Origin of the sequence: Algibacter aquimarinus (assembly GCF_039543265.1) — a bacterium.
GTDB classification, from domain to species: Bacteria; Bacteroidota; Bacteroidia; order Flavobacteriales; family Flavobacteriaceae; genus Algibacter_B; species Algibacter_B aquimarinus.
Map to the genome: position 1 here is coordinate 90,808 of NZ_BAABJK010000007.1, position 14,501 is coordinate 105,308.

Annotated in this window: 16 protein-coding genes; 15 read left to right on the forward strand and 1 reads right to left on the reverse strand. The window is 32.1% G+C overall.

What is annotated here, in order from left to right; genetic code table 11:
- Positions 1-2 precede the first annotated feature (2 nt).
- From ABD939_RS11485 to ABD939_RS11500, 4 genes are all read left to right on the forward strand, one after another.
- Positions 3-659 (forward strand): hypothetical protein, encoded by a 657-nt coding sequence (locus ABD939_RS11485; RefSeq protein ID WP_345168660.1) that lies wholly within the window; start codon positions 3-5, stop codon positions 657-659.
- 93 nt (positions 660-752) lie between these two features.
- A complete protein-coding gene (locus ABD939_RS11490) occupies positions 753-1,532 on the forward strand; it encodes an alpha/beta fold hydrolase (protein WP_345168663.1) in 780 nt (259 codons plus the stop codon).
- 56 nt (positions 1,533-1,588) lie between these two features.
- Complete coding sequence (locus ABD939_RS11495; protein ID WP_345168666.1) at positions 1,589-1,855, forward strand: hypothetical protein; 267 nt, start codon at positions 1,589-1,591, stop codon at positions 1,853-1,855.
- Between the two features lie 76 nt (positions 1,856-1,931).
- Positions 1,932-2,174 (forward strand): CXXC motif containing zinc binding protein, encoded by a 243-nt coding sequence (locus ABD939_RS11500; protein ID WP_345168669.1) that lies wholly within the window; start codon positions 1,932-1,934, stop codon positions 2,172-2,174.
- Here ABD939_RS11500 and thiL read toward each other — a convergent pair.
- Positions 2,164-3,210, reverse strand: a complete 1,047-nt coding sequence (thiL, locus tag ABD939_RS11505) for a thiamine-phosphate kinase (RefSeq protein ID WP_345168672.1) — start codon at positions 3,208-3,210, stop codon at positions 2,164-2,166. The two genes, ABD939_RS11500 and thiL, sit on opposite strands and share 11 nt — an antisense overlap.
- Positions 3,211-3,437: 227 nt before the next feature.
- On the opposite strand from thiL, the gene ABD939_RS11510 reads away from it, so the two are divergent.
- The 11 genes from ABD939_RS11510 (at position 3,438) to ABD939_RS11560 (ending at position 14,483) form a co-directional block, all read left to right on the forward strand.
- On the forward strand, positions 3,438-4,697 hold the full coding sequence (locus tag ABD939_RS11510; protein ID WP_345168675.1) for a choice-of-anchor B family protein: 1,260 nt from the start codon (positions 3,438-3,440) through the stop codon (positions 4,695-4,697).
- 17 nt (positions 4,698-4,714) lie between these two features.
- Positions 4,715-6,055 carry a hypothetical protein gene (locus ABD939_RS11515; protein WP_345168677.1) on the forward strand — a complete coding sequence of 447 codons (1,341 nt, stop codon included), beginning with the start codon at positions 4,715-4,717 and terminating at the stop codon, positions 6,053-6,055.
- On the forward strand, positions 6,055-6,822 hold the full coding sequence (locus tag ABD939_RS11520) for an MbnP family protein (protein WP_345168680.1): 768 nt from the start codon (positions 6,055-6,057) through the stop codon (positions 6,820-6,822). The genes ABD939_RS11515 and ABD939_RS11520 overlap by 1 nt, the downstream gene beginning before the upstream one ends.
- A gap of 12 nt (positions 6,823-6,834) precedes the next feature.
- Positions 6,835-7,902 (forward strand): cytochrome-c peroxidase, encoded by a 1,068-nt coding sequence (locus tag ABD939_RS11525; protein ID WP_345168682.1) that lies wholly within the window; start codon positions 6,835-6,837, stop codon positions 7,900-7,902.
- Positions 7,903-8,041: 139 nt separating this feature from the next.
- Positions 8,042-8,371 carry a HesB/IscA family protein gene (locus tag ABD939_RS11530; protein ID WP_345168685.1) on the forward strand — a complete coding sequence of 110 codons (330 nt, stop codon included), beginning with the start codon at positions 8,042-8,044 and terminating at the stop codon, positions 8,369-8,371.
- 15 nt (positions 8,372-8,386) lie between these two features.
- Positions 8,387-9,835 carry a Fe-S cluster assembly protein SufB gene (gene sufB, locus ABD939_RS11535; protein WP_345168687.1) on the forward strand — a complete coding sequence of 483 codons (1,449 nt, stop codon included), beginning with the start codon at positions 8,387-8,389 and terminating at the stop codon, positions 9,833-9,835.
- Positions 9,836-9,885: 50 nt separating this feature from the next.
- Entirely contained in the window at positions 9,886-10,302 is a 417-nt protein-coding gene (locus ABD939_RS11540; RefSeq protein ID WP_345168690.1) for a hypothetical protein, read from the forward strand.
- A gap of 7 nt (positions 10,303-10,309) precedes the next feature.
- Entirely contained in the window at positions 10,310-11,062 is a 753-nt protein-coding gene (gene sufC / locus ABD939_RS11545; protein ID WP_345168692.1) for a Fe-S cluster assembly ATPase SufC, read from the forward strand.
- Between the two features lie 10 nt (positions 11,063-11,072).
- Positions 11,073-12,386 (forward strand): Fe-S cluster assembly protein SufD, encoded by a 1,314-nt coding sequence (sufD, locus tag ABD939_RS11550; protein ID WP_345168695.1) that lies wholly within the window; start codon positions 11,073-11,075, stop codon positions 12,384-12,386.
- A 31-nt stretch (positions 12,387-12,417) separates the two neighbouring features.
- Positions 12,418-13,632 carry an aminotransferase class V-fold PLP-dependent enzyme gene (locus tag ABD939_RS11555; protein WP_345168697.1) on the forward strand — a complete coding sequence of 405 codons (1,215 nt, stop codon included), beginning with the start codon at positions 12,418-12,420 and terminating at the stop codon, positions 13,630-13,632.
- Positions 13,633-13,688: 56 nt separating this feature from the next.
- The gene (locus ABD939_RS11560) at positions 13,689-14,483 is read left to right on the forward strand and encodes an META domain-containing protein (protein ID WP_345168700.1); all 795 of its coding nucleotides are present in this window, start codon (positions 13,689-13,691) and stop codon (positions 14,481-14,483) included.
- Positions 14,484-14,501 lie beyond the last annotated feature (18 nt).

Below are 14,501 nucleotides of genomic sequence, written 5' to 3' on the forward strand. Positions count from 1 at the left end.
ACATGAGAACTGTATCTAACTGTGTAGAAGACATTTTAATAACACAACCGTACTTAGAAGAAGCACTTTCAAGAAACATTATAAACTTTAGTGCTTTAGCTTTAGAATTAACAGAGCCTATTAGTAAAATGCTTAAAAAAGATGTTAAGCCAGGAGCTATTATGATGGCTTTAAGGCGTTATAATCCACCCCCAACTTTGGGAAACTCTATCAAAATGAAACGCGTAATAGAAAATTTGGGTGATATAACGGTACGCTCAAATTTAACCGATTTTACTGTAAAAAATTCAGATACAATTATTGACAATCATGCTAAGATTTTAGATCGTATAAATCAAGAATCAAAATTATTTTACACATTTACCAGAGGAATTCATGAGAGTAATATTATTATTTCCAGTAGTTTAAATAATTTTATTCATGAGAATTTAAAGAATGAAACATTTCTTGCCGTTCAAGAAGGACTTTCTGCTATTAGTATAAATTTACCGCAAAACAACTCTAAAATTGCTGGGTTATATTATCACTTTTTTAAACGTTTAGCTTGGGAAGGTGTTGTACTTTACGAAGTAATTTCTACAACAAATGAATTTACTATTCTGGTTGAAGATGATTATGTTGACAAAGCATTTGCTGCTATTAAAAAAGTAAAATCTTAATTCATTTTTACTCTAAAAAAATAGAGTAAATCTTTAAACTACTCTTGAGCATTATTGAGGCATTGATTTATCTTTGACTAAACCCAAGTGATAATGAATTTACAACACAAAGGTATTTATATATATTTCTCAGATACTGGCTCTGGAAGCCCTGTAATATTGTTACATGGTTTTCTAGAAAACAGTAATATGTGGCAACCATTTATCCCAACAATATCAAAAAATAACAGAGTAATTTGTATTGATTTACTAGGCCATGGAAAAACAGAATGTCTAGGCTACATCCATAGCATGGAGCTTATGGCTGAAGCTGTTGAAGCTGTACTTAAATATTTAAAAATTACCAAAGCAACATTTGTTGGGCATTCTATGGGCGGTTACGTTGTTTTAGCTTTTGCAGAAAAAAATCCAGATAAAATAAGTGGAATTTGCTTAATGAATTCAACAGCTGAAGCAGATTGTATTGAAAGAAAACAAAATAGAGATCGTGCAATAGCTCTTGTAAAAGAAAACCACGAGCGATTTGTAAAAATGGGAATTGTAAATTTATTTAGACCAAAAAATAGAACATTGTTTTCTGAAGAAATAAATAAAGTTATTAGTGAAGCCTTAAAGACTCCAGTTCAGGGAATTATTGCTGCTTTGGAAGGCATGAAAATTAGAAAGTCTAGAGAACATATTTTAAAAGATAGTGCTCTAAATAAAATAATGATGATTAGTAAAAAAGACCCTGTTTTAATTTACAGCTCACTAATAAACCAAGCCAAAAAAACCAATACTAAAATAATAGAATTTCCTGATGGACATATGTGCCATATTGAAAATAAAAACGATTTCTTACAAAAATTAATGCATTTCATCGAAAATATATAGCATTTTAACGCTTATTTGTTTTTTTTATATAAATTTAAGTCCCAAATTTTTTTACCATGAAAAAAACTACCAGCAAACCTACTTTTATTCCTAGAATGTACTGTAACCTTTTTGGTCATGAATATGAAGTTACCAAAAAGGTAACTTATCATGTTAAAGAATATACATGCAGTCATTGCAAAAAGCAATTAACCACAAATAGTAATGGACGTTTAACAGAGCTTACTCCTAAGTTTAAAGAAATAAATGCCATATTAGAACGCATACACGCAAATAGAATGGAACGTTCAAAGAAAAAAACACTCGCTTCATCGATTTATTAACAACATGTTAATAACTTCTAAATGTTTTTAATACTTTTAAGCTGTCTCTCCTAAACAATTAATAACAGCAAAAAAAATGAAAAGCATTCATTGCAAAATGTTTGGTCATGATTACCAAGTTTCTAGAAGAGTTACAAATCATGTCAAAGAATTTACTTGTAAAAACTGTAAAAAAGAACTAACCATAAACAGCTCTGGCAAATTAACCGAACTTACTCCTAAATTTAAGGAGATAAATGATGTTTTAGAACGTATTCATACCAGAAGGTTAATGAGGCTCACAAAACAAAAAGGAGACTTACTAGTTTTTAGGCATTAAAATTTTTCCATCCTTGTGCTTCAATAGGAATTTTTGTATCTGCTCTGGTTACTAAGTGCATTCCTGCGTTTTCTTCTTTCATAAAACCTATAACAGATAAATTTGGGTTTGCTTTAATTTTAGGAAAATCCTCTTGAGAAATAGTAAATAAAAGTTCGTAATCTTCACCACCATTTAGAGCCACTGTTGTACTATCAATATTAAACTCTTCACAAGTAGAAATTACTTGCGGGTCTAGCGGTATTTTGGCCTCATACAAATCGCAGCCTACTTTACTTTGCTTACAAATATGAATAATTTCTGAAGACAGACCATCACTAATATCAATCATTGATGTAGGTTTCACATCCAAGTCTTGTAACAACTTAATAATGTCTTTTCTAGCTTCTGGTTTTAATTGGCGCTCTATTACATATGAATAAGGTTCTAAATCTGGTTGATTATTTGGGTTCACTTTATGCACCTCTTTTTCTCTTTCAAGTATTTGTAATCCCGTGTAAGCAGCTCCCAAATCGCCAGATACTACCAGTAAATCGTTTGGTTTTGCTCCGTTTCTGTAAACTTCATTATTAGCTTCAACCTCTCCAATAGCTGTAACAGAAATTAATAAACCTTTGTTTGATGAAGTAGTATCTCCGCCAACAACATCAATATTATAAATTTTTGCAGCTGTTTCTATTCCTGCATATAAATCTTCTAATGCTTCTAAAGGAAACCTATTTGAAACTGCTATGGAAACAGTTACTTGTGTAGCTTGTGCATTCATAGCATAAACATCAGACAGGTTTACAACAACTGCTTTATACCCTAAATGTTTTAAAGGCATGTAACTTAAATCGAAATGAACTCCTTCCACCAATAAATCTGTGGTAACTACTATTTTATTTTTATCAAAATTTAAAACCGCTGCATCATCACCAATTCCCTTGATGGTTGATTTATGGTTGATATTAAAATTTTTAGTTAAATGATCAATAAGTCCAAATTCACCTAAATCACTTAATTGAGTTCGTTGCTGATTTTTATCTTCTATCATGATGCAAAAATAAGAAGCTATTTAAAAAAACAAGGGTTTTAGTTTTTAAATATTTTGAAATGCAAAAAGTAACTTAGTATGGTTTTAACAATATATTCGACAACTTACAAGTACAATTAGTTTTAATAAATTAACTTTGTTAAGAAACACTTAATTTAACTACTGCAATAATTGTAAAAATTTAAGCGTTTTATCTAAGTCCTAAACTAATAAAAATTGCTAATTCTATGAACTCAATACACAAAGCCTCGTTGCTATTTTTAATCCTACTAGCTTTTACATATTCATTCCAAAGTTGTAATAATGAACTTATAGATCAAGAGGAAGAAATAATTGATACAGGTGTAACAGCTCTTGAAAAATGTGAAAATGGTTTTGCTGGTATATTTCCATGTAATGGTTACGATTTAATGGCGCAAATTCCTTTAAGTGTATTTGGTGCTGCTGGAGGTAATGATTCTTGGGGTTGGACAGACCCAGCAACTGGCAACGAATATGCGTTAATTGCCACAAATATAAATACTGCTTTTATAGATATAACTGATACAGAAAACCCTTTATATCTAGGCAACTTACCTACTGCAACAACTAGTAGCCCTTGGCGTGATGTAAAAGTTTATAATAACCATGCCTTTATTGTTGCCGATAATAATACAGGCGAAGACAGTCATGGCATGCAAGTTTTTGATTTAACGCGCTTAAGAAACGTAGCAAACCCTCCAGAAACTTTTACAGCTGATGCACGTTTAACTGATATTGGAAGAGCTCATAATATTGTAATTAATGAAGATAGTGGTTTCGCCTATATAGTTGGAGGAAATCGTGGTAGTACATTTGCTGGCGGCCCTGTTTTTGTAAATATCCAAGACCCTAAAAACCCCGTTATTGAAGGCGGATTTTCAGATGGCGGTTACTCTCATGATGCTCAAGTAGTTACCTATACAGGTCCAGACGCAGACTATAACGGCAGAGAAATTTTAATTGGAAGTAATGAAAATGAAGTTGTAATTGCAGATGTTACAGATAAGATGAATCCTTCAATAATTTCAACAATTAGTTATAATAATGTAAGATATGCACACCAAGGTTGGTTTACTGAGGATATGAGATATTTTATTTTAGGTGATGAGCTAGATGAATTACGAGTTGGAATAAATACAAGAACCATTATTTTCGATTTCACAGATTTAGATAACCCACTTTTCCATTTTGATTATTTAGGCCCATCTAGAGCTGTTGACCACAATGGCTATGTAAAAGGAAACCTATATTATCAGGCGAGCTATCGTGCAGGTTTAAGAGTTATAGACATTTCTCAAATTGAAAATGAAACCTTCACAGAAACTGCTTTTTTTGATACTTTTCCAGATGATAACGCCACAGCTTTTGATGGTGTTTGGAGTGTTTATCCATATTTTGAAAGTGGCAACATTGTGCTTAGCGACATAAATCGAGGGTTAATTGTTGTTAAAAAAAGTGAGCTGTAGGCATCATAAACTCCCAAATGAAAAATGCGCTTTTCTACATATTACTATCTATAAGCAATTTTGCTATTCTACAAAGTTGTTCTAATGATGATGGAAGTACAAAAAAAACTAATTCTAAAATCATTGAATTTGTAAAAACAATAGGTGGCTCAAAAAACGAGAGTGCACAATCTATTACTAAAACTCAAGACGGAGGCTTCGCTATTTTAGGATATACACAAAGTAATGACGGAGATATAGAAAACAAAACAAATGAGTCCTTTGATTACTTTCTACTAAAATTTGATAGTTCAGATAATTTACAATGGCAAAAAACTTACGGCGGTACTGATGATGATAGAGGAACCGATATTATACAAACATCGGACAACGGATTTGCCATTTTGGGAAGCAGTAAAAGTAGCGATGGAGACGTTACAGAAAACAATGGATTTGAAGATTTATGGATTTTAAAATTAGATGATTCTGGAAATATAACTTGGGAGAAGTCTTTTGGCTTTTCTGGTGCGGATAGTGGATTTTCCTTAATACAAACTAATGATGGTGGCTACTTACTAACTGGTGTTTTAGATGTTTCTGCCTCTGGTGGAAAAGGAAATAGTAAATTTTCTACCGCCAAAAGGCATGCAGGTGGCGATTATTGGGTGGTTAAATTAGATGCCTCTGGAGAAAAAGAATGGAGTAAATTTTTTGGTGGTACGTTTACAGACACATCCTATGATGCTATTCAAGCTGAAAATAACAGCTATGTAATAATTGGTTCGTCAGACAGTAACGATGTAGACATTAGTGACAACAAAGGCACTTACGACTTTTGGGTTCTTAAAATATCTGAAGACGGAAATCTTATTTGGGAAAAATCTTTTGGAGGATCAGAAATAGATGAAGCCAGAGGAATTACATTAAGTGCAGATGGTAATTATGTTATCGTTGGAGATACTAGAAGTAACGATTTAGACGTTTCTGAAAATAATGGTGCTGCCGATTTATGGGTTCTAAAAATAACACCTGATGGCAGTATTATCTGGGAAAAATCTTTTGGCGGAAATAACTTTGATGTGGGAAGATCTATAAATAAAACTCTAGATAACGGGTTTATAATTTCTGGAAGCTCGAGAAGTGCAAACGGAGACGTTTCTGTAAACCAAGGACAAAACGACGCTTGGGTTTTAAAAATAGACACTAATGGAAACCTAGAATGGCAAAAAACAATTGGTGGCTCAAATATTGATTTTTCTTTCGATGCCATAGAACTTAATAACCAATCCATAATAGCAGTTGGAGAATCGAGCAGCAACAATATAGATATTCCAGAAAACAAAGGGTTTACTGATTTATTGATTTTAAAAATAGACTAATGAAAAAGATAATTTACATTTTCTCTATACTAATCTCAATCTTTTCGTGTGCATCAGATAGTGATGATAATATTTCGCAAATAACCACAACATTTAACTTTACTCATAGTTGGGATAACACTAACGTGTCTAATGCTAATTTCAATACTATTCAGTTTAAAAATGAAAACGAAGAAAATCTAAGCATAACAAAGTTGCGATATCTCATTTCAAAAATTACATTTATAAAATCTAGTGGGGAAGAACTTGTTTTAGATGGTTATAATTTAATTGATGTAACTAATAATTCAAAACTTACTTATAGCCCTGTAAACACCATACCAACTGGCACTTATGCAAATGTAAAATTCACTTTTGGCTTTAATAATGATGACAACTACAATAATAATTATCAAGACTTAAACTCTGCATCATGGAACGTACCAGGAATACTTGGTGGCGGTTACCATTTCATGCAATTAGAAGGCAAGTTTATTGATAATACAGCTACCGAAACAGGATATGCTTATCATGCCATTAGAGCAGTTGATAATTCTGGCGCAACACAGGTGTTTCAAGATACTTTTTTTGAGGTTAATTTAGGTGAAGTTGAAATAACAAACAATGCTACTTTTAATATTAACATGAATATAGCTGAATGGTTTAAATCACCCAACACATGGGATTTGAATGCTCTAAACAATATGCTAATGCCAAACTTTAACGCACAAGTTTTAATATTTGAAAACGGGCAAAATGTATTTAGTTTAGAATCTGTTTCTCAATAAAAAATCAATTATTTGAAATTCTGGAAATTACATATAATTATAGTTTTAGTTTTTTTTTCTTGTGAAAATGAACCCGTAAACCAATATGTTTCAGTTGCGACCCCAGCTCCTCTGCAAATCCCCGAATTATTTGAAGCAAATATTCTAAATCCTGTTATTCCAATTGACAATCTTCAAACTAAAGAAGGCATCGCTTTAGGGAAAAAACTATTTTTCGACCCTATTTTATCTGGAGATAATACTCAAGCTTGTGCAGATTGCCACACTCCAGAAAATGCTTTTACAGACATAAATAGATTTAGTGATGGTATAGATGGTTCTCTAGGAAACCGAAACTCTATGCCTCTGTTTAATTTAGCATGGAATTATGATGAAAAATTCTTTTGGGATGGTAATACTTTTAGCTTAGAACATCAAGTTTTTGTTCCGGTTTCAGACCCAAAAGAAATGAAAAGCTCTTGGACTATTGTAGAGCAGAAACTACAAAATCATTTAGAATATCCAGATTTATTTGAAGCCGCTTTTGGAACAAAAAATATAGATTCCACGATGGTAACAAAAGCTATTGCACAATTTGAACGTACCTTAATTTCATCAAATTCTAAATTCGATAAGTTCCTTACAGGCGAAGCGACTTTAACACCTGAAGAACAAAATGGATTTAATGTTTTTATGGATGAAGCTCGAGGCGATTGCTTTCATTGTCATGGAAGCGACAAAAACCCTCTATGGACAGATAATGTTTTCCATAATAATGGCCTAGATGAAACTTTTTCAGATTTGGGCTTAGGAAGAGTAACTGGAGACCCTGCCGATAATGGGAAATTCAGGTCCCCTTCATTACGTAATTTAGAATTTACTGCGCCTTATATGCATGATGGCAGATTTACAACCCTTGAAGAAGTAATAAATCACTATAGTGATGGCTTAAAAAACTCACCAACTATAGACCCTTTAATGAAGAAAGTAGCGCAAGGAGGTGTTGGTTTAACAACTAAAGATAAAGCCGATTTAAAAGCCTTTTTACTCACCCTTTCTGATTATGATTTTATTAATAATCCTGCTTTCATAAATCAATAAGAAAAACCTATAAAACTATATGCTAATATAATGTTAGGTTATATGGTAATCCATGACTTATATTGTATATTTGTCCTCTATTTAGAAACTGTCTTAATAAAGTACTGTGAGATAGTTTACTAGATTAAATAAAAATAATATGATAAAAGTTTCTGAAACAGCTAAGAAAAAAGTTATCGAGCTTATGCAAGACGATGGCTATAATCCAACTACAGATTTTGTTAGAGTTGGAGTTAAAAGTGGTGGTTGTTCTGGTTTATCTTACGATTTAAAGTTTGATAAAGAAAATCAAGAAGACGATAAAGTTTTTGAAGATAACGATATAAAAATTATAGTTGATAAAAAAAGTTTCTTATACTTAATAGGAACTACACTTGAATACTCTGGAGGATTAAACGGAACTGGTTTCGTTTTTAACAATCCTAACGCTAACCGTACTTGCGGTTGTGGAGAATCATTTTCACTTTAAAATCTAGAACGCATTATGTCGAAATATACAGAAGATGATTTACGCGAAGAACTAAAAACTAAAGAATACGAATACGGTTTTTATACAGATATTGACTCAGATACATTTCCTAACGGATTAAATGAGGATATTGTTCGTGCCATTTCTAAAAAGAAAGAGGAACCACAATGGATGACCGATTGGAGATTGGAGGCATTTCGTGTTTGGAAAGAGATGGAAGAACCAGAATGGGCAAACGTACATTATGAAAAACCTGATTTTCAAGGTATTTCATACTATTCTGCGCCAAATAGCAAACCAAAATACGATAGTATTGACGAGGTTGACCCAGAATTATTGGCAACTTTTGAGAAGTTAGGTATTTCTCTTGATGAGCAAAAGAAATTAGCTGGAGTAGCCATGGATGTTGTTGTAGATTCTGTTTCAGTAGCTACAACATTCAAGAAAACTCTTGGTGAAAAAGGAATCATTTTTATGAGTATTTCTGAAGCTATTAAAGAGCATCCAGAACTTGTAAAAAAACATTTAGGCACAGTTGTTCCTCAAAAAGATAATTTTTATGCAGCATTAAATTCAGCAGTATTTAGTGATGGTTCATTCTGTTATATTCCAAAAGGTGTTCGTTGTCCAATGGAATTATCAACGTATTTTAGAATCAATCAAGCTGGAACTGGACAATTTGAAAGAACTTTAGTAATCGCTGACGAAGGCAGTTATGTTAGTTACCTTGAGGGTTGTACAGCACCAAGTCGTGATGAAAATCAATTACACGCTGCAGTTGTAGAATTGATTGCTTTAGATGACGCTGAAATTAAATACTCAACGGTACAAAATTGGTATCCAGGAAATGCAGAAGGAAAAGGCGGTGTATACAACTTTGTAACAAAACGTGGTTTGTGCGAGAAAAATGCAAAAATTTCTTGGACGCAAGTTGAAACGGGTTCTGCGGTTACTTGGAAATACCCTAGTTGTGTTTTAAAAGGTGATAATTCTGTAGGTGAATTTTACTCGATTGCAGTAACTAACAACTATCAGCAAGCAGATACTGGGACTAAAATGATTCATTTGGGAAAAAACACCAAATCGACCATTATTTCTAAAGGAATTTCGGCAGGTAAATCACAAAACAGTTATCGTGGCTTAGTTCAAATAAATTCTAGAGCTGAAAACGCACGTAATTTTTCGCAGTGTGATAGTTTATTAATGGGTAACGAGTGTGGCGCACATACATTCCCATACATAGAAGCAAAAAATAAAACAGCAAAAATAGAACACGAAGCAACAACAAGTAAAATTGGTGAAGACCAAATTTTTTATTGTAACCAACGTGGAATAGATACAGAAAAGGCCATTGCCTTAATTGTAAATGGTTTTAGTAAAGAAGTTTTAAATAAACTACCAATGGAATTTGCTGTTGAAGCTCAAAAGCTATTGGAAATAAGTTTAGAAGGAAGTGTAGGATAATTAAAAGTTGCACTTAGTGTAGCTAAAGTGTATCATCAAGATTTATTAAAATGAAAAGAATAGTTTTTATTGTATTAATATTTACAGCGTTCATCAGCTGTAAAAACGATTCAAAATCAGAGAACAAAGAAATAGATGCTTCTACAGAGTCTAATGAAAGAACAGCTAAACAAAGTGATGGTTTAACCTTGCTTAAAGGTGAATTTGTTTACCATGATGGCGCTGCTGTTTTACAAACTCATGCGCAAATATACGGTGTACTAATTACAGATAAAATGCTGGAATTAGACAAAATGGCCGATGCCTATAAAAAAGAACCAACAGATATGGTTTCTGTTGAAGTAAGAGGAAAAATAACAAACCAAAAAGATGAAAAAATTCTTTGGGAAAACAAGCTTGAAATTGTAGAAATATTAAATGTTAAGCGACCAAAAGAAGAAGATAATACTATAAAAATAGGGCAATAATTTAAGTATGTTAAAAATAAATAATTTACACGCAAGTGTTGAAGACAAGGGTATTTTAAGAGGTATAAATCTTGAAGTAAAACCAGGTGAAGTACATGCAATAATGGGTCCGAACGGATCTGGCAAAAGTACCTTAGCATCTGTTGTAGCAGGAAAAGAAGAGTATGAAGTTACCGAAGGAAATATTGTTTTTGACGGCGAAGACATAGAAGAATTAGCTGCAGAAGAGCGAGCACACAAAGGTGTATTTTTATCGTTTCAATATCCAGTTGAAATTCCAGGTGTTTCTGTTACTAACTTTATAAAAACTGCAATCAATGAATCTCGAAAAGCAAGAGGTTTAGAAGATATGCCTGCTAAAGATATGCTGAAACTTATTCGTGAAAAATCTGAATTATTAGAGATAGACAGAAAGTTCTTGTCACGTTCTTTAAATGAAGGGTTTTCTGGTGGAGAGAAAAAACGTAATGAGATTTTTCAAATGGCCATGCTCGAACCTAAGTTAGCTATTCTTGACGAAACAGATTCTGGACTAGATATTGACGCGCTTCGTATTGTAGCCAATGGCGTAAACAAGTTAAAAAGTAAAGACAATGCTGTTGTTGTTATAACACACTATCAGCGTTTGTTAGACTATATTGTTCCTGATTATGTGCATGTTTTGTACAATGGACGTATTGTTAAATCTGGAACAAAAGAATTAGCGCACGAATTAGAAGAAAAAGGTTACGACTGGATTAAAGAAGAAGTGAACGCTTAACATTCAGCAAATGGAATTAAAAGAAAAATTAGTATCATCATTTTTAGCATTTGAAAACAGTGTTGATGTAGATGCCTATGTTCATGATGTAAGATCTGAAGCAATAAAAGTGTTTGAAGAAAAAGGTTTCCCTTCAAAAAAAGAAGAAGCATGGAAATACACTTCTTTAAATAAAATTTTAAAAGAAGATTTTAGTGTTTTTCCAAAACAAGAAAATGCTTTGGAATATCGGGATGTAAAAAAGTATTTTATTCATGACATAGACACTTATAAAGTTGTTTTTATTGATGGTAAATATTCATCACACCTATCACAAACAACACACGATGGTATTGATGTTTGCTTAATGTCGGCAGCATTTTCTAAACCTAAGTACCGTTTAGTTATTGAGAATTATTTCAATAAGGCAGCCACAAAAGATAGTTTAACTTCTTTAAATACGGCATTTTCTAGTGAAGGTGCCTATATTCATATTCCGAAAAATAAACTAGTTGAAAAGCCTATTCAAATTATTCATTTTTCAACAGGCAACGAATCTGCAACTATGTTGCAACCACGAAACTTAATTGTAGTTGAAGAGAATTCTCATGTCCAAATTATAGAGCGTCATCAAAGTTTAACCAGTAATGCAGTATTAACAAACTGTGTTACAGAAATTTTTGCTAAAAAACGTGCTATTGTAGATTATTACAAAATCCAAAATGATACTGAAAACGCATCTTTAATTGATAATACATTTATCAAACAAAAGCAAGAAAGCGTTGCATCTGTTCATACGTTTGCTTTTGGGGGGGAATTAATACGAAACAATCTTAATTTCTATCAGGAAGGGGAACGAATAGATTCAATTTTAAAAGGAGTTACTATTATTGGAAGTAAGCAACATGTGGATCATAACACCTTAGTTCATCATATAGAACCAAATTGCGAAAGCCACCAAGACTATAAAGGTATATTTGGCGAAAGTGCTACAGGAGTTTTTAATGGCAAAATTATTGTTGAAAAAGAAGCTCAAAAAACGAATGCATTTCAAGCTAATAATAATATCTTAGTAAGCGATAAAGCTACAATAAATACAAAACCTCAACTTGAAATTTTTGCTGACGATGTTAAATGTTCGCACGGGTGTACTATTGGTCAGCTAGATGAGAGCGCATTATTTTATATGCAATCGCGAGGTATTCCTAAAAAAGAAGCTAAAGCACTTTTAATGTATGCGTTTAGTAATAATGTGTTAAGTTCAGTAAAAATTCCTGAATTAAAACAACGTATTACCAAAATTATAGCAAATAAATTAGGTGTAAATATAGGTTTCGATTTATAAAATTATTTGAAATTATTTCAGGTTAATATTTATGTTTAAAGTCGAAGACATCAGAAAAGATTTCCCTATTCTTTCTCGTAAAGTAAATGGTAAACCTTTAGTATATTTTGATAATGCAGCAACATCACAAACGCCTCAACAAGTTATTGATGTTATTGTCGATTATTATTCCAATTACAATGCTAATATCCATCGTGGGGTCCATACTTTAAGCCAAGAAGCTACTGATTTATATGAGCAGGCAAGACAAAAAATACAAACGCATTTTAACGCAAAGTTTTCGCATGAAATCATATTCACATCAGGCACAACACATGGTATTAATTTAGTAGCCAATGGGTTTTCGACGCTTTTAAAAGAAGGTGATGAAATTATTGTTTCCGCTTTAGAGCATCATAGTAATATTGTACCGTGGCAAATGCTTTGCGAACGCACTGGAGCAACTTTAAAAGTTATTCCAATGAATGAAGATGGTGAACTTGTTATGACTGAATTTGACAAATTACTATCAAAAAACACGAAACTTGTTTTTGTAAATCATATATCTAATGCTTTAGGAACTATTAATCCTATTGAATACATTATTGAAAAAACACATAAAGTTGGTGCAGCAGTTTTAATTGATGGTGCACAATCTAGTCCTCATATAAAACCAGATGTTCAAAAATTAAACACTGATTTTTATGTAACATCGGCTCATAAAATTTGTGGACCAACAGGTGTTGGAATGCTCTATGGCAAAGAGGAATGGCTTAAAAAATTACCACCTTATCAAGGAGGTGGAGAAATGATTTCAGAAGTTACTTTCGAAAAAACTACTTACGCAGATTTACCTCATAAATTTGAAGCAGGAACCCCAAACATTTGTGGCGGAATAGCCTTTGGTGCTGCCATCGATTATATGAATACCGTTGGTTTTGAAAATATAGCTGCTTATGAAAATGAGTTGTTAAAATATGGTACAGAAAAACTTTTAGAAATTGATGGTTTAAAAATATACGGTACTTCAAAACATAAAACTTCTGTTATTTCGTTTAACCTTAAAGGTATTCACCCTTACGATGTGGGCACTATTTTAGATAAATTAGGAATAGCGGTTAGAACAGGACATCATTGTGCTCAACCCATTATGGACTTTTATAAAATACCTGGCACAATCCGTGCTTCTTTTTCATTCTATAATACAAAAGAAGAAATTGATATTTTTATTGAAGGCGTTAAGAAAGCAAAAATGATGCTCTCTTAAATTGTCTTTGGCGTCTTTTTTGTAACTTAATTTAGTAAATCTATAATAACACAAATATGAAATCTATTTTAATGATTTTTAGTTTAGTTATATTACGATGCTGTTGGGGACCTACCGAATATCAATTAATGGCGGACATGCAAAATAACGATACTATATTAAAAGAACTTGATGGTAAATACAATATTAAGCACTTAAAGTATGAGGACATTTCCGACTTCAACCTAAATATAACTTTTAACGAAAGCTCTAAACAAGTTTCTGGCTTTTCAGGTTGTAATCGTTTTTTTGGACCTTATAGCCTAAATAATAATACATTAAACTTTGGCGAAATAGGTTCTACAAAAATGTTGTGTGATGAAAATGCTAATCAAATAGAAGTTAAGTTATTCAAAGTTTTTAAAAAAGCGAATTCAATTTTATTCTCGCGAAATGGTTTTTCACTTTATAACAAAAAGAAATTCTTATTATCAGCTATTAAAGAACCCTTGAATGAACCTATAAGTATTGAATATTCTTCATCTTCAATGGGTGGTTTCAAAAAGATTATTATTAATAAAAAAACTATTTCTGTTTCTGGCAAAAAAAGTAGTAATCCAAAAACAGAAGTTTGTAAAAAAGAATATTGGGATAGAATTATAGAAACTATAAATGCTATTGATATTAGTACAATTTCATCATTAGAAGCTCCGAGCAAAGATTTCTTATTTGATGGAGCACCTTTAGCTAATTTAAAAATTTCTTTTGAAAATACTGTCTATGTTACACCACCATTTGACCATGGAAACCCAAACAAAAACATAGCCCCACTTATTAAAGAAATTCTATCAATAGCTGAAAATATTGAATAGCAACATTTGTTGTTGTAT

Bases quoted from the DNA above. Each gene is read 5' to 3' on its own strand.
- ABD939_RS11520 (WP_345168680.1), top strand. From the start codon at position 6,055: ATGAAAAAGATAATTTACATTTTCTCTATACTAATCTCAATCTTTTCG.
- ABD939_RS11485 (WP_345168660.1), top strand. From the start codon at position 3: ATGAGAACTGTATCTAACTGTGTAGAAGACATTTTAATAACACAACCG.
- ABD939_RS11490 (WP_345168663.1), top strand. From the start codon at position 753: ATGAATTTACAACACAAAGGTATTTATATATATTTCTCAGATACTGGC.
- ABD939_RS11560 (WP_345168700.1), top strand. From the start codon at position 13,689: ATGAAATCTATTTTAATGATTTTTAGTTTAGTTATATTACGATGCTGT.
- ABD939_RS11555 (WP_345168697.1), top strand. From the start codon at position 12,418: ATGTTTAAAGTCGAAGACATCAGAAAAGATTTCCCTATTCTTTCTCGT.
- ABD939_RS11500 (WP_345168669.1), top strand. From the start codon at position 1,932: ATGAAAAGCATTCATTGCAAAATGTTTGGTCATGATTACCAAGTTTCT.
- ABD939_RS11510 (WP_345168675.1), top strand. From the start codon at position 3,438: ATGAACTCAATACACAAAGCCTCGTTGCTATTTTTAATCCTACTAGCT.
- thiL (WP_345168672.1), bottom strand. From the start codon at position 3,210: ATGATAGAAGATAAAAATCAGCAACGAACTCAATTAAGTGATTTAGGT.
- ABD939_RS11530 (WP_345168685.1), top strand. From the start codon at position 8,042: ATGATAAAAGTTTCTGAAACAGCTAAGAAAAAAGTTATCGAGCTTATG.
- sufB (WP_345168687.1), top strand. From the start codon at position 8,387: ATGTCGAAATATACAGAAGATGATTTACGCGAAGAACTAAAAACTAAA.
- ABD939_RS11515 (WP_345168677.1), top strand. From the start codon at position 4,715: ATGAAAAATGCGCTTTTCTACATATTACTATCTATAAGCAATTTTGCT.
- sufC (WP_345168692.1), top strand. From the start codon at position 10,310: ATGTTAAAAATAAATAATTTACACGCAAGTGTTGAAGACAAGGGTATT.
- sufD (WP_345168695.1), top strand. From the start codon at position 11,073: ATGGAATTAAAAGAAAAATTAGTATCATCATTTTTAGCATTTGAAAAC.
- ABD939_RS11540 (WP_345168690.1), top strand. From the start codon at position 9,886: ATGAAAAGAATAGTTTTTATTGTATTAATATTTACAGCGTTCATCAGC.
- ABD939_RS11495 (WP_345168666.1), top strand. From the start codon at position 1,589: ATGAAAAAAACTACCAGCAAACCTACTTTTATTCCTAGAATGTACTGT.